The organism is Campylobacter concisus (assembly GCF_003048605.1).
Taxonomy (GTDB): domain Bacteria; phylum Campylobacterota; class Campylobacteria; order Campylobacterales; family Campylobacteraceae; genus Campylobacter_A; species Campylobacter_A concisus_BM.
The window spans coordinates 116,364-138,565 of sequence record NZ_PIRX01000007.1 but is presented as its reverse complement, the minus strand read 5'-3'; the positions used below and the strand labels follow the sequence as shown (position 1 = coordinate 138,565).

The following is a 22,202-nucleotide window of genomic DNA, read 5'->3' as shown; positions in this document are numbered from 1 at the left end:
TATGGCAAAAGAACAATTTTCTAAAATAGGCTATGTCCTAGCAGTAGCTGGATCGGCTGTCGGACTTGGCAATGCATGGAAATTTCCATACATGGTTGGTGAAAACGGCGGTTCGGCGTTTATTGTCCTATATCTTTTGATAACTTTTCTAGTCGGCGTGCCTATCTTTATGGCAGAGCTTAGTATCGGCAAGCTTAGCGAGAGTGACAGTGTAAATGCTTTTAGAAAGCTAGCAGCTAAAAATAAAAATTTATGGCAGCTGGTTGGAATTTTAGCCATGGTCACAGCAGCTATCATCTCATCATACTACATCGTGATCATCGGCTGGGTCTTTAAGTATTTCACGCTATCATTTACTGGCCTCCCAAGCGATATAGATAGCTCAAAGGCGATATTTAACGAGCTACTCACACATGGCCTTGGCGAGCAGACACTTTACTTTGTTATAGCATTTGCAGCCTGCTTTTTCATCCTATCAAAAGGCGTAAAAAGCGGCATAGAGAAGCTAAATGTTTGGATGATGCCAAGCCTATTTATCATGGTTTTGATCATGCTTTTTTACTCTGTGACGATGGATGGCTTTGTAAAATCGGCTGAATTTTTGCTGATCCCAGACTTTAGCAAAATTTCATTTAACTCACTCTTGCTTGCTCTTGGACTTGCATTTTGGACGCTATCTCTTGGTATGGCAGCGATCATTACTTATTCAGCTAGCCTAAGCGATGATACAAATTTAGCCACTTCAACGCTTAGTATCGTCTTCATAAATATCGCGCTTGCTATTATGATAGGTCTTGTTATTTTTACCTTTATATTTGAATTTGGTGCTACTCCGTCTCAAGGACCAGGTCTTGTCTTTATCTCGCTACCAACGCTATTTGCTAAGCTTGGCGCGATCGGTCAAATTTTGGCTGTAGCATTTTTTGCTGCACTTATCTTTGCTGGTATCACTTCAGCCATCTCCATCGTTGAGCCATTTGTATTTTTCTTGATCAGAGAGTATGGCATGAGTAGGAAAAAAGCGCTTTGCATAGTTGGAGCCGGAATTTTCATAGTGGGATTTTTATGTCTTTTATCAAATATAGAAAATGTTGGCGATAAATTTATGATATTTGGTAAAAATTTCTTTGACTTCCTTGACTTTACTGCTTCAAATATCTTGCTACCAATTAGCGGTATCGGTGGAGCGATATTTGTAGGATATTTTATGAAAAAAGATGCTTTATACGTGCTATTTAGCCCATATATGAGTGATTTTGTATTTAATACATGGTATTTTTTACTAAGATATGTAGCACCAGTTTGTGTGCTTATCATCATGGTAAATGAACTATTAAAGGTTTTTAATGGATAAGATTGAGAGATTTTTTGACAAAGCCGGTGATATAGTCGGCTACATTTGTATGTTTATTATGGCTTTGATGATAATAGACGTATTTTTTAACGTTGTGGCAAGATACTTTTTCTCTTACGGCAACGTTGCATTTCAGGAGCTTGAGTGGCACTTTTTTGCTGTGATATTTCTATTTGGCATGAGCTATGCTCTAAAAGAGGACGCACATGTTAGAGTTGATATCTTTTATGCTAAATTTTCAGAAAGAAATAAAGCCCTTGTAAATATGCTTGGCACTGTATTTTTTATCATACCATTTGCGCTTTTGGTTTCAAATTTATCATTTGGATTTGTAGGAGATGCTTACAGCTCGGCAGAGGCCAGCGCAGATCCAGGCGGTCTTACCCATAGATGGATCATAAAAGCGATGATCCCTTTTTCATTTTATGTGCTTATGTTTTTTGCGATCGGCTTTTTTATAAAAAATTTAAATCGCTATAAGAAAGCTAGTAAGGAGAAAATATGGCGGGATTAATAATGTTTATAGCCGCGCTATTGATGCTTGGCATTGGCTTTCCAGTGGCATTTACCTTTGGTGCGGTTGCGATGATATTTGGCATGGTTGGCAGCGTCGTAGAGAGCCTTAGCGATGGCGATGGGCTACTTGGTAGTATAGAAGTATTTAAAGATATGTTTAACTTCATGCCTTATAGGATTTTCTCTATCATGGAGAGTAGAATTTTTATAGCAGTTCCACTCTTTGTCTTTATGGGTGTCGTGCTTCAAAAGTCAAAGCTAGCCGAGAGACTACTTGAGAGTATGGGTATGCTCTTTGGAGAAATCAGAGGCGGTATCGCGATAAGCACTATCTTAGTTGGAGCGCTTCTTGCTGCATCAACTGGCGTTGTAGGTGCTAGCGTTGTTGCTATGGGCGTTATAAGCTTGCCTGTAATGCTAAAGTATAAATACGACCAATCCCTAGGATGTGGCACTATATGCGCTGCTGGTACGCTTGGTCAGATCATCCCACCTTCTATCGTGCTTATCATCTTGGGCGATATCTTTTCAGTGCCAGTTGGTGAGCTTTTTCACCAAGCTATTGTGCCAGGACTCACGCTAGTTGGAGTTTATATAGTTTATATTTTGATAGTTGCTTATCTTAAGCCAGAAGTTGCTCCTATCGTAAAAGATGAGAGCGGCGTTAGTAAATTTAAGCAGATCATTAGAGCGCTAATTGCGATCTTCCCGCCACTTTTACTAGTTATTTGTGTGCTAGGATCCATTTTTGCAGGTATCGCTACACCGACTGAAAGCTCAGCATTTGGCTGCGTTGGCGCTATCATCTTAGCAATATTTTATAGGACATTTTCATTTTCTATGATGAAAGAGGCTTTGGCTGAGAGCGTAAAAACTACAGCTCTAGTCTTTGCTATACTTGTTGGTGCGACTGCCTTTTCTATGGTCTTTAGCTACACTGGAGGCGATGAGATAGTTGAAAATTTCATGACAAATTTACCAGGCGAGAAGTGGGGCTTTATCATCTTTAGTATGGCTGTTATCTTTGTGCTTGGCTTTTTTATAGATTTTGTTGAAATTTCATATATCGTGCTTCCTATCTTGGTGCCAATCGCCGCAAAGCTAGGCATAAACCCAGTCTATCTAGCGATCTTAGTTGCTATGAATTTACAAACTTCATTCTTGACACCGCCATTTGGATTTAGTCTATTTTTCTTAAGATCAGTCGCACCTGCTGAGATAAAAACAGCTGCTATTTATAAAGGCGTGGTGCCTTACATCATCATCCAAGTGGCAGTTTTAGTCTTTTTCTGCGTCTTTTTGATGGAGATAAAGCCGGTGCTAGATGCGAGCCACGGCGGATTATTTAACTTCTTACTCTCACTTTTTAAATGATATAAAAGTTTTTGGTTGTAAAATACCAAAAGCAAGCAAAATGGCTAATTTGAGTTTTTATCAAATTTAGCCATTTTTTATGACCGCTTTTTAGTAAATTTATAAATTTAATGAGGTGAAATATGGCAAAGAAATTTATCGATGTTATGGATACGACCTTTAGAGATGGCTTTCAGTCAGTTTATGGCGCTAGAGTGCTTATGAACGACTTTTTGCCCGCGCTTGAAGCAGCCAAAGAGGCTGGCATAGAGCATTTTGAATTTGGTGGCGGAGCGAGATTTCAAAGCCTTTATTTTTACCTAAATGAAGACGCTTTTGCGATGATGGATAAATTTAGAAGCATCGTAGGACCAAAAGCTAACCTTCAAACCCTAAGCAGGGGCGTAAATACCGTCACACTTGACACCGGTAGCCGCGAGCTGATCGACCTTCACGCAAAACTTTTCAAAAAACACGGAACTACTACTATTAGAAATTTTGACGCACTAAATGATGTTGAAAATTTAAAATATTCAGGCGAAAGGATCGCTCATCACGGACTAAAACACGAAGTCGTCGTTACTATGATGGATCTGCCTAGTGGCTGTGTGGGAGCACATGATGTTAAATTTTATGAGAAAATTTTAAGAGAAATTTTAGATGCAAATATCCCTTATCACAGCGTTTGCTTTAAAGATGCAAGCGGCACAAGTAGCCCACAAAAGGTCTATGAAACCATAAAAATGGCTAGAAAATTACTCCCAGAAAAAACTCATATCAGACTTCACACACACGAAACTGCAGGCGTAAGTGTTGCTTGCTACCTCGCAGCGCTTGAAGCTGGCGTTGATGGCATAGATCTAGCAGCAAGCCCAGTAAGTGGCGGTACAAGTCAGCCAGATATCTTAACCATGCTTCACGCAGTAAAAGGCAAAAACTACGATCTTGGCGGACTTGACGTGGAGAAAATTTTAAAATATGAAAGCGTTTTGAATGATTGTTTAAAAGAGTATTTTTTACCGCCTGAAGCTGTGCAAGTAAGCCCACTCATACCATTTTCACCGATGCCTGGTGGCGCGCTCACTGCAAATACCCAGATGATGAGAGATAACAACATCTTAGATAAATTCCCAGAGGTCATCCTTGCTATGCGCGAAGTGGTGCAAAAGGGCGGATACGGCACTTCAGTGACCCCTGTTAGCCAGTTTTACTTCCAACAAGCCTTTAACAACGTGATGTTTGGCAAGTGGAAAAAGATCGCTGAGGGATACGGCAAAATGGTGCTTGGCTACTTTGGCAAGACCCCAGTTACGCCTGATAAAGAGATCATTAAGCTTGCTAGCGAGCAACTAGGGCTAAAACCAACTACAAAACACGCTGTTGATATAGCTGATAAAGATGAGAGCAAGTCACTTGCACATGTAAAAGAAATTTTAAAACAAAATAAGATCAAAGTTACTGAAGAAAACGTCTTTATAGCAGCGGCTTGTAAAGAAAAGGGCATCGCGTTCTTAAAAGGCGAAGCCAAAGTAAATGTAAGAAAAATCGATCCAAATGCTAAAGCAAATGAGGGCAGACAAACTCAAAGCGGCAGATATAGCGTCGTCGTAAATGGTAGCCGCTACAATGTCGAAGTAAGCGAAGGCTTTAACGACAGCATCCAAGTAAAATCAATCACTGAAGTTGAAGGCAAGAGCGTAAAAAATGCCAAAAGTGCAGCAGCAGGCATAACAGAAAATGACATCGTCGCAAGCTTACCAGGCGCTGTGCATAAAATTTTAGTAAGCGCAGGAGATCATGTCAAAAAAGGTCAGGCCATAGTCGTGCTTGAAGCGATGAAGATGGAGATAGAGGTTAAAGCCCCAAAAGATGGCATCATAGGCTCTATCGAGGTTAGCAAAGGTCAAAGCGTTGCAAACAATCAAGTGGTGGCTAGATTTAAATAAATTTGCCACTTTTAAAAAGATAGTGTTAAGCGAAATTTGATTAACATTTTGATGACTTTTAGGTCAGAATTTATAAAGAAACGAAAATTTAAAAGGAAACAACATGATAAATAAACTAGACGAGCTAGGTCTAAAAGAGATCAAAAAGATAAATCATAATCTAAGCTACGACGAGCTTTTTGAGCTTGAAAAGGCAAACAACGAGGGCAGAGTCTCAAGTAATGGCACATTTATGGTTGATACTGGAATTTTTACAGGCAGAAGCCCAAAAGATAAGTACTTTGTCAAGCAAGATCCAAGCCAAAAATACATCGCTTGGGGCAAGATAAACCAGCCTATCACAAAAGAGCTTTTTGACAAGCTTCTTAAAAAAGCAAAAGAGCAGCTAAGTGGTAAAGAAATTTTTATCCAAGATGCATTTTGTGGAGCTAGCAAAAAGAGCCAAAAATCAGTCCGTTTTGTCACCGAAGTAGCGTGGCAAGCGCACTTTGTAAAAAATATGTTTATCCGTCCAAGTGAAGCGGAGCTAGCCAAATTTGAGCCTGATTTTGTAGTATATAACGCTTGCAAGACAAAAAATGAGGACTACAAGGCTGATGGGCTGCACTCAGATGTTTTTGTTGTCTTTAACGTCGAGAAAAATGTCGCGGTGATCGGTGGCACATGGTATGGCGGCGAGATGAAAAAAGGCATTTTTTCTATGATGAACTACTGGTTGCCACTTGAGGGCAAGCTAAGCATGCACTGCTCTGCAAACGTAGGCGAAAAGGGCGATACGGCGCTATTTTTTGGCCTATCTGGCACTGGCAAAACGACACTTTCAACCGATCCAAAACGCAAACTAATAGGCGATGACGAGCATGGCTGGGACGATGATGGCGTGTTTAACTTTGAGGGTGGCTGCTATGCAAAATGTATCAACCTTGATCCAAGCAGCGAGCCAGAAATTTACGCAGCGATCAGGCGTGACGCGCTACTTGAAAACGTCGTGGCTGACGAAAACGGCGTGGTTGATTATAAAGATGGCTCAAAGACTGAAAACACACGCGTGAGCTATCCGATCTATCACATCGACAACTACGAGCCAAGCTCAAGCGCAGGACACCCAAAAAATATCATCTTTTTAAGTGCTGACGCTTTTGGCGTGCTTCCTCCAGTTGCAAAGCTGACAAAAGAGCAGGCGATGTATTATTTCCTAAGTGGCTACACAGCAAAAGTTGCTGGCACAGAGCGCGGTATCACCGAGCCAGTTGCTACTTTTAGTGCTTGCTTTGGCGAGCCATTTATGCCTCTTCACCCAACCGTCTATGCAAAACTGCTTGGTGAGAAGATCGATAAACACGGCGTTAATGTCTATCTAGTAAATACAGGCTGGAGTGGCGGTGCTTACGGCGTTGGCAAGCGTATGAGCATAAAAGCGACACGTGCTTGCATAAATGCAATCTTAGACGGTAGTATTACAAAATGCGAATTTGAAAATTTTGATAAATTTAACTTCGCTATCCCAAAAGAGCTCGATGGTGTCGAGACAAAACTGCTAAATCCTATAAACACATGGACGCACCCAGCTGAGTACAATATTTCACGCGACAAGCTTGCTAAAATGTTTGTTGAAAATTTCAAACGCTATGAAGATGTAAAAGAGGGCGTTGAGTACGCCAAAGCTGGTCCAAAAGCTTAATTTATAGCCTTGTGGGTAAATTCCTACAAGGCTTTTTAAATTTAAACTATCAAATAGTAAAAATTTTAGAGCTGTGAAATATAGCTCTTTTTCAAATTTCTAATATAAAATTTAAAACATTTTGCGAAACAGCTCGGTCAAATTTAACGAGACTTTTTAAATTTTTCTCACCAAAAAAATTACTCTTTATAAGCCTGAAAAATTTAATCGCCTGACATCAGAAATTTTAATACAAGTGGTCTTTGCAGTTAAAATTAAAATTTAGTTAAAACACTCCAGCTAAATTTAAAGCAAAAGAATCTATTTCACTAGAGTTTCTAAAGCTTCTCGCTATAAAACCACACTTATTAAGCTCTAAAAATCACCCATCAAATATCAAAAAAATTAATACAAACGATCTTTGCAGTTAGAGCTAAAATTTAGTCAGAACACTCCAGCTAATTTTGATCTCAAATTTCTACTATAAAAGTCGCTGTTGTATTTAGTGTAAGTTGTAGTTAAAACAAAAATTTAGCCAGGTATCTGGCTAAATTTAATCAAAATACTCTCTTTTCTAGTCCAAATTCTACGCCAGCTTTTGCTAGCTCAAATGTCGCATCTATAAATTTATACTCGCTGCTGATAAACGGTAAAAAGATCGGTATCTCGGTGCAGCCTGCGATATAAACGTCAGCTTCAATGTTTGAAAGCACTTCGTAAAACACTGGCACATACTCTTCTAGCTTGCCAGCTTTGACGCCTTTGTAGATGCATTCCATGATGACATCTTGCGTCTCTTTGCTAAAATCCACACTTTTTAGCCCGCGCTCTTTTAAAATTTGATCATAAACGCCAGCCTTTTTTGTGCCACTTGTTGCGATGACAGCGATATTTTTAGCGTGTGGATATTTCTTTTGCAAGGCATCTACTGTAACTTTTGCAATGTGCAAAATTTTCACTCCAGCCTCTTTTTCGATACTTGGAGCAAAGTAGTGAGCTGTGTTACAAGCCATTAGCATCGCCTCGCATCCTGCATTTTTTAAAAGTTTGGCACTTTGAATTAGCTTTGGAAGCGGACTTTCTCCCTCGCCCATGATAAATTTTGTCCTATCTTCTATCTGAGCGTATGAGTCGATAACGATGTGTAGGTGCTCTTGATCGCAAGTTGCTGGGGTTATATCGATGATCTTCTTGTATAAATCAGCCGTGGCAAGTGGTCCCATGCCGCCTATGATGCCTAATGTCTTCATAACTCCTCCAAATTAAAATTTTCAATAATTATAATATTAGTTTCTATATTTAAAAATAAAATTTCTAAATTTTCATTTGGTATTGTAAAAATAGGGAGTAAGCACTTTAAGTTTTGAAGTAAATTTTAAGATAAAAAGGGGCGATTTGCCCCTTAAAAAATTCTATTATGAGTGGAAGTGAAATTCGTCTGGATGATCTAGTGCGTATCTAAATTTCTCCATATCGACCTTTTTATCCCAGATAGATACGATCATGCAGCCAACGGCATTACCGCAAAGGTTGCCAACAGCACGCATCTCTGACATAAATTTATCAACGCCAAGTAGCACAGCCACGGTGACGACTGGTATGCCAGTGCTTGGAAGTGCGCTTAGTGTGCCAGCAAGGACGACAAAGCCCGATCCTGTAACGCCAACCGCGCCTTTACTTGTGATCATTAGCACGATTAGTATGCTTATTAGGTGCTCAAAACTTAGCGGGATGTTGAAGGCTTGAGCTAAGAAGATAACGCTTAAGCTTAGATAGATGTTGGTGCAGTCAAGGTTAAATGAGTAGCCAGTCGGGATGATAAGGCCAACTGCGCCTCTATTTATACCAGCTGCTTCTAGCTTTTGCATAAGTGGTGCAAGAGCTGTCTCGCTCGAGCTTGTCGCAAAAACGACCAAGACCTCTTTTGAGATAAAGCGCATAAATTTAAAGACATTGACTTTGGCAAAGTAGCAAATGACGCCAAGCACGACAAAGATGAAAAAGCAGCTTGCAAGCGCCATAACGACAAGAAGCTCCATCATGCCAAGAAGCGTTCCGATGCCAAATTTACCGATCAAGTAAGCCATCGCTGAAAAGGCAGCCACTGGGCTAAATAGCATAAGCCAAGTAAGAAGCTTTAAGACGTAGTGCTGGATAAATTCTAGCGGTTTTAGACAAGCTTGCTTTTTATCATGAGCAAGTAGCGAAAGCACGATGGCAACGACTATCGCCATGAAAAGCACTTGAAGTGTGTTTGATTTTATAAATGGATCAAGTATATGCACGTAAGGGAAGATGTCATCTACTGGCACAGCACCTCTTAAAAGATGAAGCGTGTGCGCTAAAAAGCCACTATTTGCATCCATATTTCCAGCTTGAGATGTAAATTTAGCCACACTTGAGGCGTCAAGCTGAGTATAGTCGAGGTTCATGCCATGCCCTGGGCGAAGCGTCTCACCAAAGATGATACCAACAGCAAGAGCAAGCGTGCTAACTATCTCAAAGTAGATAAACGCCTTAAGTCCGATGGTGCCAAGATCTTTTAAGCTCTCAAGTCCGACGATGCCTGAGACGATTGTTAAAAAGATGATAGGGCCGATTAAAATTTTAAGGGCTTTTATAAAATAATCAATGCCTGGCTTGCTCGCTATGCCAAGCTCAGGTGCGACCATACCGACGATAACACCGCCAACTATACCTATCACAACCCAAATGGCGAGATTGGTAAATAGTCTCACAAAGAGACTTTTTTGCGTTTTTGCACTCTCCATAAATTCCCCTTTTATAGGCTCTGCTTGATCTCTGCTGAGAGGATCTTGTCGCCTTGTCTAATAGCATCAAGCACCTTTAAGCTCTCGTCATCAGCGCACTTTCCAAAGACTGTATGCACGCCGTCAAGATGAGGTTGCTTGCTGTGGCAGATGAAAAACTGCGATCCGCCAGTGTCACGGCCTGCATGAGCCATGCTAAGGCTGCCGCGCTCGTGTTTTACCTTTTGGTTGTCGCATTCGCATTTTATCCTCCAGCCAGGACCACCTGTGCCTGTGCCATTTGGGCAGCCGCCTTGGATGACGAAATTTGGTATAACTCTGTGAAAATTTAGGCCATTATAAAAGCCTGTTTTTATCAAATGGACAAAATTTGCAACAGCTTGCGGTGCGTCCTCGGCAAAAAGCTCAAGTTTGATATCGCCTTTTTCTGTCTTTAAAACTGCAAATTTATCTTTTTTTAGCTCGTCTAAATTTATATCATAAACTTTTAATTCATCAAAACGCATGTTGCTCCTTTTTACTCGATATTTGTATAAACTGCTTGGACGTCATCGTCGTCTTCTAGCTTGTCAAGAAGCCTCTCAACCTCAAGCATTTGCTCTTCATCTAGGCTCACGGTTTGATTTGGCAAGTACTGAAGTGAAGCTTTTTTAACTACTAAATTTAGCTTCTCTATGCCTTCATGAAGTGTGCCAAAATTTGCGTAATCACCATAAACAAATAGTGCGTTTTCATCTTCTTCGATGTCGCTTAGTCCGTAATCAATCAGTTCAAGCTCGATCTCTTCGATATCTGCACTTGGTTTTTCAAGCTCAAAAACGCTCTTTCTTGTAAACATAAAGCTAAGGCTGCCACTTGGCAAAATTTCTCCGCCATTTTTGCTAAATATCGCTTTTACATTTGCAACTGTTCTTGTTGGGTTGTCAGTAGCGCACTCAACGATGATTTGCACGCCGTGAGCTGCTTTGCCGTCATAAAAGATAGTCTTGATATCAGCGCTATCTTTGCCATTTGCTCTTTTTATAGCCGCATCGATGTTATCTTTTGGCATATTTTCAGCTTTTGCTGCTGCGATGGCTGCACGAAGTTTTGGGTTCATATCTGGATCACATCCGCCATCTTTTGCCGCTACTGTTATAGCCTTTGCAAGTTTTGGAAATACCTTGCTCATCTTATCCCATCTAGCTTCTTTTGCCGCTCTTCGGTACTCAAATGCTCGTCCCATAAATATCCTTAAATAAATTTTTTACGGATTATAACTAAAAAAATTTTATACTTTTTTAAAACATTTTTAGTTTGCCTGCTAAAGCGCCTAATTTGTAAATTTGAAAATAATATTTGGTAAAAATTTAAGCTAAAGGCATATAATCATGCCATGATAAAAAATGCTCAAAAACAAGATGCAAAAATCTGCATAAAACTACTAAATTTAGCGATGGAGGATATCGCCTACAAGCTAAGTGGCTACGACGATCCTGTAAAAAGCGACGAAATTTTAGAGAAATTTTTTAAAAGCGAGACAAACAGACTTAGCTATAAAAATGTCTATGTCTATAAGCGTGACGACGTGATCATCGCTGCGATGTGTGCTTACTTTGGCGGCGACGCATGGCAGCTTGATAGAGAAATTTCACAGCATTTAAAGGCTCTTGGCAAAGATGCCCAGATAGAAAAAGAGTGCTTTGATGATGAGTTTTATATAGATAGCATCGCTGTAGATGAGAAATTTAGAGGTCAAGGGCTTGCAAAAGAGCTCATCTTGCACTCATTTGCAAGAGCAAAAGAGCTAGGACATAAAAAGGTCTCGCTGATAGTTGATATAAATAAGCCAAAAGTTCGTAAATTTTACGAGAGCCTTGGCTTTAAATTTAACACCAAAAAGATCATAAATTTACACGAATACGACCACATGATAAAGGAGATAATATGAAAACATTTGAGGTAAATAATGTGCATTGCCAAAACTGCGCAAACACTATAAAAAACGCACTTGAGGATGACTTTGGCGAGATAAAAGTCGATCTTAGCAAAGAGCCAAGACAAGTAAGCGTCGATATAAAAGATGGCGATGTAGAGAAATTTAAATCAGAAATGGCTGATCTGGGATTTGACGTTATAAAGGAGCTTTGATATGCCTTTAAAAGTCAAGCTAAATATAGCGGGAATGAGCTGCGTAAATTGCTCAAACGCTATTGAGAAGGTTTCTAAAAAGATAGATGGCGTGCTTGAAGCAAATGTAAATTTTGCAAACGCAAGCGGTGAGTTTGTCCTAAAAGACGCCAGTGTGCGTGAAGTTTTAGAGCAAAAGATAAAGAAGCTTGGCTACTTTGTGGCGACAAATATCGATGAATTTGAAGCCAAAAGAGACGAGCATATAACCTCGATAAGAAACAAATTTATATTTGCATTTATCGCAAGCATCGTGATAATGGCGCTTGAGATGTTCGCACCTCACAATATGCTAGTAAATTTACTGATGCTAGTTTTAGCATTTTTGGTGCTAGCTTTTAGCGGCAAAGACTTCTTTGCTCACGCCATAGAGGCTGTCAAAAACAAAAACTACGATATGAACGTGCTTGTCGCGCTTGGAAGTGGCAGTGCGTTTTTATACTCGCTTTTTGTTGTGATCTTTTCAGATTTCATCCCAGATGATCTAAAAAATGTCTATATCTCGGGCGCAGCGATGATCATAGCCTTTGTTTTGCTTGGCAAGTACCTTGAAGAGCGCTCAAAGGCAAAGGCAGGCGACTACCTAAAGACGCTACTTAAAATTTCACCAAAGACCGCCTTTTTGGTCATGCCAGATGGACAGAGCAAAGAGGTAAATGTAAATGAGCTAAAAGTAGGCGACATCGTCATCGTAAAAAATGGCTACAACATCCCAAGCGATGGCGTGATAGTTCAAGGTGGCGCCGAGATCGATGCTTCTATGCTTACAGGAGAGAGCTTGCCAGTTTATAAAGAGGTAGGCGATAGCGTATTTGCCGGCACTCTAAACACAAATGGCTACATAAGCATCAAGGTAACAAAGAGCTCTTACGAGAGCTTACTATCTCAAATTTTAAGCCTTCTAAGCGACGCTAGCTCTAAAAAGATGCCTATCGGACGGCTGGCTGACAAGATAGCAAATATCTTTGTGCCAAGCGTCGTGGCGATCTCAGTTCTTACATTTTTGATATGGATAATTTTTAGTGGAAATTTCGCCTATGCGATCTCTAGCGCGATCTGCGTGCTTATCATCTCATGCCCATGCGCGCTTGGTCTTGCCACTCCAATAGCAATAGTAAGCTCCCTTGCACGCGGCGCAAAAGCTGGAATTTTGGTTAAAAACCCAGAAGTTTTAGAGCTGATAAAAGATGCTAAATTTGTAGCATTTGATAAAACAGGGACGCTAAGTAAGGGGCTAATCAGCGTCAAAAGCTCAAATTTGAGCGAAAAAGAGTTAGAGCTAGTGGCATCTGCTGAAAATTTAAGCGAGCATCCGATCTCAAAAGCGATCGTAAGATACGCAAAACAAAATTACATAAATTTACAAAAGCTAAATGGCAAATTTCAAAACGTAGTTGGTCAAGGCATCGTCTATGAAGACGAGAGTAACAAGATAATAATAGGTAACGAAAAGCTGCTCGCAGCAAACGATATCTTGCTAAATGAAGCAGATAGTGAAGCGATAAAAGAGGCCACAAATGATGGAAGCGGCGTCATACTTTGCGCGGTCAATCAAAAATTTAGCGGCTTTTTAACGCTAAGCGATGAGCTAAAAAATGAAGCAAATAGCGTTATAAACGAGCTTACAAGGCTAAATTTACAAAGCGTGATCCTCTCAGGCGACGATAAAAAAGTAGTGGCAAATATCGCTAGCAAACTAAACGTGAGCGAATACTACGCAAATATGCTACCTGAGGATAAATTTAACAAGGTAAAAGAGCTAATGAGCCGAGGTGGCGTGATCTTTGTGGGAGATGGCATAAACGACTCGCCATCGCTCAAAGAAGCAAGCGTTGGCATCGCTATGAACTCAGGATCAGACATCGCTAAAGGCGCTGGCGATATCGTGCTTGTAAAAAATGACTTGCGTGGCGTGAGCGGGCTTGTAAAACTTGCAAATGCGACTATTGCTAACATAAAAGAGAATTTGTTTTGGGCATTTATGTATAACGCCATTTGCATACCAGTGGCTGCTGGCGTGCTCTATCCGGTATTTGGGCTACTTCTAAGTCCAGTTTATGGCTCGATGGCGATGTGCTTAAGCTCGGTTACTGTCGTGCTAAATGCGCTTAGACTTAGATATTTGAAGCTTAAGGATTAAATTTGAGACTTGGAGAGCTTTATAGCGTCGTAGCGGCTGCACTTGCTACAAATTTTAATGGCATCTTGGGTGTCTCATCTTTTATGCGTATCAAAAAGACAAATGCGTGGATAACGCAGACAAAGAGCGATGCGAATGTAAAAGGAAATGAGCTTTACGCTAAATTTATCAAAGATGAGAGTAGTGCGGCCTTGTGTGATGATTTTGTCATTTTGAAGACAAAATTTGAAGCAAGCTACTATTTTTCAAGCGCAAAAGATGATTTGGCACAATTTTACAAGGCTATAAATTTTGAGCCAAAAATGGGTGAAGTTGATAGCATCTCAAATCAGCTCATTTTGATAGCAAATATCTTAAAAAAAGAGGCGACAAAAGAGTCTATGCAGCTTCTTGCTGCTTTTAGTCTCTCTTTTTTCTTGCCTTATGCCGAGCAACTCGCAAAAGAGCTTGAACAAAATGCTAGCAGTAACTTCTATAAGTCAATGGGATACTTTTTAGAGGATTTTTGTTTGGTTTTAAAAACTATTATCGGTAAGGCTTAGTCTTAAGCCTGTACCATTTCTGTCATCTGAGTTTTAATACTTAAAATGTTATTCTGAATGCTTGATTGTTCTAAATTTAGATGATGAAGCATCTGCATAGAATCACGATCTTTCAGGTGTTGGATGCTTGAAATTTGATCAGCTATATCACTTCTTTGATCTTGTAATTTTTCTAAATTTTTTTGTAACTCTGTGACATCTTCTTTTCTAATAATTGTAGGTTTTTGTCTAACCTCTTCTCTTTGTTCGACATGCACATCATTACTTCTAACGATATCTTTTGTACCATAGCCAGAAGATACTAATATGCTGGTTTTTGCGCTACTTGATGATATAGATGTGTAGCCGCTATGATAGAAAACATTTGAGTTCATATTTGCATCTATTTGCATATCGTCCTTCCTTTTTAGTTTATTTCTTCATTTAAAACTATATCGGCAATAAATCAAAAAACTTGAAATAGTTTTTAAAAAGTTGCTGGGCGAATTATATTTTAATAACCTTAAATGTAAATTATATATATAACTTTTTTACTACTCTAACATAATTTTTATATTACATTTCACTTTTTTGACCAAAAAAATTATTTTTAAAATGCTTGTAAAAGCCTAGTTAAGCACCATTTTGTTAAAATCACGCAAAATTAATCAAAGGCAAAGCTATGAAAAAAGATGAAAACGCACATAAAAAGATGTGGGAGGGCAGATTTAGCGAGGCTAGCTCGAAGTTGCTTGAGGAATTTAACGCTTCTATAAATTTTGATAAAAATCTTTTTGAAGAGGATATCGCTGGCAGTAAGGCGCACGCTAAAATGCTAGGAATTTGCGGAATTTTAAAAAAAGACGAGTCAGAGGCGATCATAAAGGGGCTTGATGAGGTTTTGGCTGAGATAAGAGCTGGTAAATTTGCTTTTAAGATAGAGGATGAGGATATCCACATGGCGGTTGAAAAGCGCCTTAGCGAGATCATCGGAGCTGAGCTTGGCGGCAGACTTCACACAGCTAGAAGCAGAAATGACCAAGTTGCGCTTGATTTTAAATTTTACGTTTTGAAGAAAAATTTAGAAATTTCATCTCTCATTAAAGAGCTCATCGCCACGCTTGTAAATTTAGCCAAAAACCACAAAGATACGTTAATGCCAGGCTACACGCACCTTCAGCATGCCCAGCCAGTAAGCCTTAGCTACCATTTACTAGCCTACGCTTTTATGTTTAAGAGGGATTTTGAGCGATTTGTCAGCTCGTATGAGCGAAACAACCTAAGTCCGCTTGGCTCAGCAGCCCTTGCAGGCACGCCTCATAAGATAGATAGAAGCATCGTTGCAAGCGAGCTTGGCTTTGCAGGTTGCACGCAAAATGCGATGGATAGCGTGAGTGACCGCGACTTTGCGCTTGAAATTTTATTTAACATTAGCGTTTTTATGACGCACGCTTCTAGGCTTTGTGAGGAGCTTATACTCTGGAGCTCGCAGGAATTTGGCTTTGTAAGCATTAGTGACGCTTATAGCACAGGCAGCTCCATCATGCCTCAAAAGAAAAATCCAGACGTTGCTGAGCTCATACGCGGCAAAACTGGGCGTGTAAATGGAAATTTAGTAGCGCTACTAACTACGATGAAGGGCCTGACACTTGCTTACAACAAAGATATGCAAGAAGATAAAGAGGGCGTTTTTGATAGTGTTTCGACCATTTTAAGCTCAGCTAGTATCCTAAATGAGATGATAAAAACGGCTAAATTTAATGAAAAAAATATGTTAAAAGCGACAAAAACAGGGCATCTAAGTGCTACTGATCTAGCGGACTATCTAGTGCGTGAGAAAAATATCCCATTTAGAACGGCGCACTTTATCACCGGCAAGGCTGTCGCAAAGGCCGAAAGCTTGGGGCTTGATCTAAGCGAGCTAAACAAAGAGCAGTTAAAAAGTGTCGATGAAAATTTAGATGAAAATGCCATCAAATTTCTAGATCTGCACGCTTCAAAAGAGGCCCGTACTTCAAAAGGTGGCACGGCAAATAAAAGTGTTGAAGAGCAAATTCAAATTTTAGACGACTGGCTTAAGTAAAAAGAGTTATAATTACGCAAAATTTACAAATTTTAAAGGATGAAAAATGTTTTTTGACAGCAAAAGTAAAGAGCTTGGTAGTAAAAATGAAGCTTTAGAAAGAGAAAATGAAGCTTTAAAGGCTGAGATTTTAGCACTTAAAAATGAGTTAAAAAATGCCAAAACTTGCGAGCCAAAAGAGCAAGCTAAGGATAAGCAAGAGGCTGTAAATTTGCTGCTTACTAGCTATCAAGATGGTATGAATTTCTTACAATCAACCATCGAAGAAAACCTAAAAATGCTTGAAAATATAAACCATTTAAATGAAAAAACCTTCAAAGAAACAGGCGAGCTCAAGTCTCAAACGGCTGAAATTTTAAGCTCGATCGAGCAAGTAAGCCAGATGAGTGGCGATCTCTCAAACGATGCCTCTTCGCTTGATGGAAGCGTAAATTCTATCGTTGAGATCATAAATCTCATAAAAGACATCTCAGATCAGACAAATTTGCTAGCGCTAAATGCTGCTATCGAGGCGGCTCGTGCGGGCGAACATGGACGCGGCTTTGCAGTCGTTGCAGATGAGGTTAGAAAGCTTGCTGAGCGCACGCAAAAGGCTACACTTGAGGTTGAAGTAAATATAAATGGCCTTAAGCAAAGTGCAAATACGATGATCGAAATGAGCGAGAGTTTTTCTAAAATTTCAGCAAATGCGATGCAAATTTTAGGCGGTTTTGAGGGCAACATCTCAAGCGTAAATGCCAACACGCAAAACATCCTAAATCAAGCCCTAAACGTAACAAACGAGGTCAATGTAAGCAACGGCAAGATAGATCACATCAACATGAAGCTAAATGGCTACCGAGGCGTCTTGCTTGGCGATATAAATAAAATTCAAAGTGTGCATGAGTGTAGATTTGGCAAGTGGTATGAAAAGGATGTGAAAAATACCATCATCAAAGATCCAAGAACCCTCTCAAGCATAGCTGCACACCACGAAAATGTCCATCACGGACTAGATAAGGCTATGGCTATTTTTGCTGACAAAGATAAAGGGCATTTAGCAGGTGTCGAGATACTAAAAGACGTCGAGCACTCAAGTAAAGCAGGCTTTGAAGAGCTACTTGAAGCGGTAAAAGCTGCTAGAAAGTAAGCAAATATAAATGGCTGGATTTCTAGCCATTTAGACGCAACTACCTTATCTCATACTTTTTTGAAACTACGTGGTAGTAAAAGGCTCCAATGAAAAAGAGGCTTCCCATGAATGCTGCGATCATCTCCACGCTTAGTCCAAGCTCGTATAAAAAGCCGATCGCAAATGAGATAAGCGCACTAAATCCAAGAAAAACCATATCATTATACGCGATCACTCTGCCGTAAAACTCTTTTTGACAGTTTTGCTGAAGCAGTGTGTAGGTGTAGCTCCAAAGGCTTGACGTGCAAAAGCCAGCAAAGATGATGCCAATGAGTGAGAGATAAAAATTTCGCAAAGATAGCGCCCAGATGATGATGCCAAGCCCTTGACCGATATAGATGTAGATGAGAGTTTTTTTATTCATAAATTTACTAAGTATGGCCGGTGCAAACATAAGCGAGATCGACCTTGAGGCGTTTAGTAGGCCAATAACCAGCGAAGTTGAGAGCAAATTTGCGTATTTATAATCGGCTAGAAGCGCGATCAATGCGTCATAAGCGGTAATGCCAACAAAGGCATGCAAAAATATAAGATGCACGATGAGCCTATTTTCTTTTAGATATTTAAGCCCATTTTTGAGCATTTTTAGAGGCTTTTCTATAAATTCTGGCTTTAGCTCGTCTAGCTTTAAAAGATATAAAAAGCCAAAACTGCAAAGATAAAGAGCTCCGTCGAGTAAAAAGGCGCTTTTGATGCCAAAAAAGTGTATATAAACGCCTGCAAGCCCCATGCCAGCGGTGTATGAGACCGCCCAGATGATCGAGTGGATCTCGTTTGCAAGCTTTAGGCTCTCTTTGCTTAAAATTTTTGGCAGCACGCTCATCTCTACTTGAAAATACATCCCGCCAACACCGTTTCTGATAAAAATGATAAGCAAAAGTAGCCATAAATAATCAAGCGAATTTATAAAAAGCAGCATAAAAACGCTTATGGTCTCAACCGCCATCATGATCACAAGCATAGGTTTTGGGCTAAATTTATCAACCAAAATGCCACTAAATGGAGCGATGACAACACCTGGGATAAACGCCATCGCCGCACTTAGTGTAAGCGCCCAAACAGGAGCATCAAGCGAGATAAGTAGCGTAAAGATGCCAGTGTGCGAGAACCACACACCAAAGTAGCACATGAGCTGGACGGTGCTTAAAAGGCGGAAATTTCTCTCGTCCTTTAAAAGCTTAAGATACTCTTTCAAGCTACTGGTTCCACATCAGAGTTATCTGCTCTATCTGCGCCTCGTCTGGGATCTGGCTTAAGCTTGTTATCTCTTGTGCGAGCGGATTTTTAAGCTTTATGAGCATGTCGTGGCTATCTATTTTTAGATAGATATTGTTTGCGTCGCTTTGAAATTTAGAGATGACAAGGGCGTTTTTTATATCTTTGAAATTTGATTTTAGGCTGATATTTTCAGGAGTTTTAAACTCGTTTGAGTAAATTTCAATGCTTGTGATGATGCCATTTAGCAAGGTGTATTCAAAAATTCTCTCATTTTTATTTGTGACGATGTAGCTATTTTCTTTTTTAGTATTGTCCCTTTTTATATTTTTTGCGCCATAAAATTTCATCACATCAGCATTTGCTGACTCGTTTGTAAGTTTTGCAAAAAAGCCCTTGCCAAAGAGGCTAGATCTGCCTTTTTCTCTCTTGTAGTGTCCGCTTATGTGAGCATTTTTGCAAATTTTATCATTTGCGATTATGAAGATGTCGTTAGCGGTTTTATGCACGCTTAAAGCCACGCCTTTTTCATCCAAAAGGTAAAAAATGCCCTTGTCATAAAGCAGCTCTGAGTTAAATTTACAAAGTGGTGAGCCATCTTTTAGCGATGAGTAAAAGCTTATCTTTGCGCCATTTTTGCTAGGCACGAGCACAAGCTCTAAAAAGCCATTTTTGTCTTTAAATTTAGAAAATCTAGCAAAAAAACTCTCTTTATATGCCTTATTTACCGGCTCGTAATTATAAATTTGAGCTAGCACGCCAACTCGCTTATTTTTCTTATCATCAAGCTGAAGAAGTGAGTTTTTGTTTGGCACAAAGTAGCTAAGTGCGCCGCTTTCATCTTTTAGCACGATAGCGCTCTCATCGACATCAAATGTGCCACCTTTTTCTACCAAAGTAGCAGCCTTATCCATCGTAAGCATAGTTTTTGTATAGGTTTTGTCTTTATTTAGAGTTAGGATGGTCTTTACGCCCTCGCAGTTTGAGCATGGCAAGGTCGTATAGTAGCTCGTGTAGATAGAGTTTGAAAGTATTAGTTTTTCTGGTTTTTTGGGTTTTTCGTCTCTAACTAGGGGCTTTTCTTCTTTTGATTTTTGTGTTTGCTCTTGATTTTGTGGCTTTAAATTTTCATTTTTCGCGCAGCCGATGATGAAAAATGAGATAAGTATGGCAAAAAGATATTTCATTTGCAACTCCTTAAAAATTGCAAAATTATATCATTTTGCCTTTAAAATTTATTTTACGCGTTTAAAGATGTATTTATCTTTTAGCTCGCCAGTGACCTCTTTTTGATCCATGTCAAGCATCTTTAGGCTCTCTCCCTCGATCTTATAAAAGCTCTTCTCTTTATACTCATCAACGGTTGTGATAACGCCGTTTTTTACTGAGTATTTGCCCTTGCTAACGGCTTTGTAGTTGTCTTTTGACTTGTAGTTCATCACACTTTCAAATGTGCCGTCTTTTTTTAGTGTAAGTGTTGAGTCTATGCCCATGCAGCTAGCGCAAGGTAAAAACGCCTTGTAAGTGCCTTCGATGCTGCTTACTGGAGCCATGCAGCTACCTTTTACTTCACATTTGCCTTGTGGGACGCTCGCGCTTTGGTTTGACGTAGCGCAACCTGCTAAAAGTAGAGCCGCACTTAGTGCAAAGATAAAATTTTTCATGCTGATCCTTTTTGAAAATAAAATTTAAAATGTATTATAATACTTAAGAAAATAACAAATTATAAATTAAAGGAGAGAAGATGCAAGTTGAGACATTTGGCGTTTTGGTCGTTGTTTTAGTCATTTTTGCATTTTTGTTTTTAAAAGCTGGCATCAAGATCGTATCGCAAGCAGATAACTTGCTGATCGAGCGACTTGGTAAATTTCACAAGGTGCTTGACGGGGGATTTCACATCATCATCCCATTTGTCGATCAGATAAGGGCGATCATAACTATAAAAGAGCAGCTTGTTGATATCACAAAACAGCAAGTCATCACAAAAGATAACGTTAATATTAGCGTCGATGGCATCGTCTTTTTAAAGGTATTTGACGCAAAAATGGCGGTTTATAACGTAGATAACTACAAACGTGCCATTGCAAATTTAGCCATGACTACGCTTCGTGGCGAGATAGGAGCGATGAACCTTGATGATACACTAAGCTCACGTGACCGCCTAAATGCCGCACTTCAAGTGGCTCTTGGCGACGCTGCTGGCAACTGGGGCGTAAAGATCATGCGTGTGGAAATTTCTGAAATTTCTGTCCCGCTTGGCATCGAAGAGGCGATGAATATGCAGATGAAGGCTGAGCGTGAAAAACGTGCGATCGAGCTAAAAGCCTTGGCTGAAAAAGAGGCACTCATCCGAAACGCAGAGGCGCTAAAACAAGAAAAAGTGCTTCAAGCAGAGGCGATAGAGCGTATGGCTGATGCGAAAAAATATGAGCAAATCGCCATCGCAACGGCTCAAAAAGAGGCTATGGATATGATAAACGATAGCATGAGCAAAAACGCAAATGCGGCTGAATTTCTGCTCGCTCGTGACAGGGTCGGGGCATTTAGCGAGCTAGCTAAAAATAGCTCAAAAGATAAAATTTTAGTCCCTTATGAGGCGGCTGAGCTCATCGGCTCGCTTAGCGTTTTAAAGAATTTCTTAGCTAAGGATAAGGCGTGATCAGCCCTTATATAATGTTAGCCATAGGCGCGCTCTTGTGCGTGGCTGAGCTTATGCTATTTTCATTTTATCTGCTATTTTTTGGCGTCGCTTTTATCATCGTTGGGGCGGTAAATTTTGGCTTTAATTTTGAGTGGCCATATCAAATTTTAGGTGTTGCAGCACTTGCCATTATTTTGCTTGCGCTCTTAAAGGCGCCGTTAAAGAGTAAATTTATGGCTAAAAAAGAGAGCTTTAATGAGGAATTTTTAGACGAAGCTGGCGTTGGCGAGATCAGAGAAAATATGGTCTATTTTAAAGGCACTCTTTGGAAGTATGACGGAGCGCTAAAAAATGGCGAAAAAGTGCAGGTTTTAGGCACTAAAGGCGACAAAGTTATATTAAAATAAAGTGCCAATTGGCACTTTATCTATTTTGCGTGGGCTGGGCAGCCTGCTGGCATTTGCCCATGCATCGCCCCTTGCATGCCGTGATGAGGGCAGCTTGGCATATTTTCTTGCATCATTTTTTGATGATGAGCACATCCGCAGCTTGCACCTTGTGGCTTGGCTGGCTTTGGCTCGTTTTTAGCACAACCAACTAAAAATAATCCGCAGATAACGGCAAATATAACCTTTTTCATAACTCTCTCCTTTAAAGAATTT

22 protein-coding genes and 1 pseudogene are annotated in these 22,202 nt (G+C 39.9%); 14 read left to right on the top strand and 9 right to left on the bottom strand.

Translation table 11 applies throughout. The features are described 5' to 3' along the window. Position 1 precedes the first annotated feature (1 nt). The 5 genes from CVS86_RS07360 to pckA all read left to right on the top strand — a co-directional run bounded on the left by CVS86_RS07360 (position 2) and on the right by pckA (position 6,850). Positions 2–1,354 carry a sodium-dependent transporter gene (locus CVS86_RS07360; protein WP_107791461.1) on the top strand — a complete coding sequence of 451 codons (1,353 nt, stop codon included), beginning with the start codon at positions 2–4 and terminating at the stop codon, positions 1,352–1,354. Next, positions 1,347–1,868: a TRAP transporter small permease subunit gene (locus CVS86_RS07355; RefSeq protein WP_107791460.1), complete on the top strand. Its 522-nt coding sequence runs from the start codon at positions 1,347–1,349 to the stop codon at positions 1,866–1,868. The genes CVS86_RS07360 and CVS86_RS07355 overlap by 8 nt, the downstream gene beginning before the upstream one ends. Beyond that, positions 1,856–3,244: a TRAP transporter large permease gene (locus CVS86_RS07350; RefSeq protein WP_107791459.1), complete on the top strand. Its 1,389-nt coding sequence runs from the start codon at positions 1,856–1,858 to the stop codon at positions 3,242–3,244. Before CVS86_RS07355 ends, CVS86_RS07350 begins: the two co-directional genes overlap by 13 nt. Positions 3,245–3,366: 122 nt before the next feature. Next, entirely contained in the window at positions 3,367–5,169 is a 1,803-nt protein-coding gene (locus CVS86_RS07345; protein ID WP_107791458.1) for a biotin/lipoyl-containing protein, read from the top strand. A gap of 106 nt (positions 5,170–5,275) precedes the next feature. Next, positions 5,276–6,850, top strand: a complete 1,575-nt coding sequence (gene pckA, locus CVS86_RS07340; protein ID WP_199906531.1) for a phosphoenolpyruvate carboxykinase (ATP) — start codon at positions 5,276–5,278, stop codon at positions 6,848–6,850. Between the two features lie 536 nt (positions 6,851–7,386). Here pckA and CVS86_RS07335 read toward each other — a convergent pair. The 4 genes from CVS86_RS07335 to CVS86_RS07320 all read right to left on the bottom strand — a co-directional run bounded on the left by CVS86_RS07335 (position 7,387) and on the right by CVS86_RS07320 (position 10,825). Further along, on the bottom strand, positions 7,387–8,079 hold the full coding sequence (locus CVS86_RS07335) for an aspartate/glutamate racemase family protein (RefSeq protein WP_107791456.1): 693 nt from the start codon (positions 8,077–8,079) through the stop codon (positions 7,387–7,389). A 165-nt stretch (positions 8,080–8,244) separates the two neighbouring features. Beyond that, positions 8,245–9,600 carry a cation:dicarboxylate symporter family transporter gene (locus CVS86_RS07330; protein WP_021084182.1) on the bottom strand — a complete coding sequence of 452 codons (1,356 nt, stop codon included), beginning with the start codon at positions 9,598–9,600 and terminating at the stop codon, positions 8,245–8,247. An 11-nt stretch (positions 9,601–9,611) separates the two neighbouring features. Continuing rightward, positions 9,612–10,106, bottom strand: a complete 495-nt coding sequence (locus CVS86_RS07325) for a peptidylprolyl isomerase (protein ID WP_103558829.1) — start codon at positions 10,104–10,106, stop codon at positions 9,612–9,614. A gap of 11 nt (positions 10,107–10,117) precedes the next feature. Beyond that, positions 10,118–10,825 (bottom strand): YebC/PmpR family DNA-binding transcriptional regulator, encoded by a 708-nt coding sequence (locus CVS86_RS07320; protein ID WP_021093135.1) that lies wholly within the window; start codon positions 10,823–10,825, stop codon positions 10,118–10,120. Between the two features lie 150 nt (positions 10,826–10,975). Here CVS86_RS07320 and CVS86_RS07315 point away from each other — a divergent pair, with 150 nt between their 5' ends. From CVS86_RS07315 to CVS86_RS07300, 4 genes are read left to right on the top strand one after another with little or no spacing between them, the layout of a single operon-like run. After that, positions 10,976–11,530, top strand: coding sequence for a GNAT family N-acetyltransferase (locus CVS86_RS07315; protein ID WP_107791455.1), 555 nt, complete (start codon positions 10,976–10,978; stop codon positions 11,528–11,530). Next, complete coding sequence (locus tag CVS86_RS07310; RefSeq protein ID WP_009294304.1) at positions 11,527–11,730, top strand: heavy-metal-associated domain-containing protein; 204 nt, start codon at positions 11,527–11,529, stop codon at positions 11,728–11,730. The genes CVS86_RS07315 and CVS86_RS07310 overlap by 4 nt, the downstream gene beginning before the upstream one ends. Before the next feature lies 1 nt (position 11,731). Next, a complete protein-coding gene (locus CVS86_RS07305; RefSeq protein WP_107791454.1) occupies positions 11,732–13,909 on the top strand; it encodes a heavy metal translocating P-type ATPase in 2,178 nt (725 codons plus the stop codon). Between the two features lie 2 nt (positions 13,910–13,911). After that, a complete protein-coding gene (locus tag CVS86_RS07300; protein ID WP_107791453.1) occupies positions 13,912–14,451 on the top strand; it encodes an oxidoreductase in 540 nt (179 codons plus the stop codon). A gap of 2 nt (positions 14,452–14,453) precedes the next feature. On the opposite strand, the gene CVS86_RS07295 is transcribed toward CVS86_RS07300, so the two are convergent. Next, a complete protein-coding gene (locus CVS86_RS07295) occupies positions 14,454–14,843 on the bottom strand; it encodes a hypothetical protein (RefSeq protein WP_107791452.1) in 390 nt (129 codons plus the stop codon). Positions 14,844–15,112: 269 nt separating this feature from the next. Between CVS86_RS07295 and argH the strand changes: the two genes are divergently transcribed. From argH to CVS86_RS10270, 3 genes and pseudogenes are all read left to right on the top strand, one after another. Then, complete coding sequence (gene argH, locus CVS86_RS07290) at positions 15,113–16,513, top strand: argininosuccinate lyase (protein ID WP_107791451.1); 1,401 nt, start codon at positions 15,113–15,115, stop codon at positions 16,511–16,513. Between the two features lie 457 nt (positions 16,514–16,970). Continuing rightward, positions 16,971–17,276, top strand: a pseudogene (locus CVS86_RS10275) (methyl-accepting chemotaxis protein); the annotation flags it as partial. Between the two features lie 57 nt (positions 17,277–17,333). Further along, positions 17,334–17,642, top strand: coding sequence for a CZB domain-containing protein (locus CVS86_RS10270; protein WP_411160897.1), 309 nt, complete (start codon positions 17,334–17,336; stop codon positions 17,640–17,642). 40 nt (positions 17,643–17,682) lie between these two features. Here CVS86_RS10270 and CVS86_RS07280 read toward each other — a convergent pair whose 3' ends face one another. Genes CVS86_RS07280 through CVS86_RS07270 form a run of 3 tightly spaced genes read right to left on the bottom strand, consistent with a single transcriptional unit; the run spans position 17,683 to position 20,563 of the window. Then, entirely contained in the window at positions 17,683–18,879 is a 1,197-nt protein-coding gene (locus CVS86_RS07280) for an MFS transporter (RefSeq protein WP_107791449.1), read from the bottom strand. Position 18,880: 1 nt separating this feature from the next. Beyond that, complete coding sequence (locus tag CVS86_RS07275; RefSeq protein ID WP_107791448.1) at positions 18,881–20,086, bottom strand: copper resistance protein NlpE; 1,206 nt, start codon at positions 20,084–20,086, stop codon at positions 18,881–18,883. Positions 20,087–20,134: 48 nt separating this feature from the next. Beyond that, positions 20,135–20,563 (bottom strand): copper resistance protein NlpE, encoded by a 429-nt coding sequence (locus CVS86_RS07270; RefSeq protein ID WP_087582655.1) that lies wholly within the window; start codon positions 20,561–20,563, stop codon positions 20,135–20,137. 80 nt (positions 20,564–20,643) lie between these two features. Here CVS86_RS07270 and CVS86_RS07265 point away from each other — a divergent pair, with 80 nt between their 5' ends. Beyond that, positions 20,644–21,558 carry an SPFH domain-containing protein gene (locus CVS86_RS07265; RefSeq protein ID WP_021089647.1) on the top strand — a complete coding sequence of 305 codons (915 nt, stop codon included), beginning with the start codon at positions 20,644–20,646 and terminating at the stop codon, positions 21,556–21,558. Then, positions 21,555–21,947, top strand: a complete 393-nt coding sequence (locus tag CVS86_RS07260; RefSeq protein WP_107791447.1) for an NfeD family protein — start codon at positions 21,555–21,557, stop codon at positions 21,945–21,947. The genes CVS86_RS07265 and CVS86_RS07260 overlap by 4 nt, the downstream gene beginning before the upstream one ends. Positions 21,948–21,967: 20 nt before the next feature. Here CVS86_RS07260 and CVS86_RS07255 read toward each other — a convergent pair whose 3' ends face one another. Next, entirely contained in the window at positions 21,968–22,180 is a 213-nt protein-coding gene (locus tag CVS86_RS07255) for a hypothetical protein (RefSeq protein WP_103585611.1), read from the bottom strand. Positions 22,181–22,202: the final 22 nt, after the last annotated feature.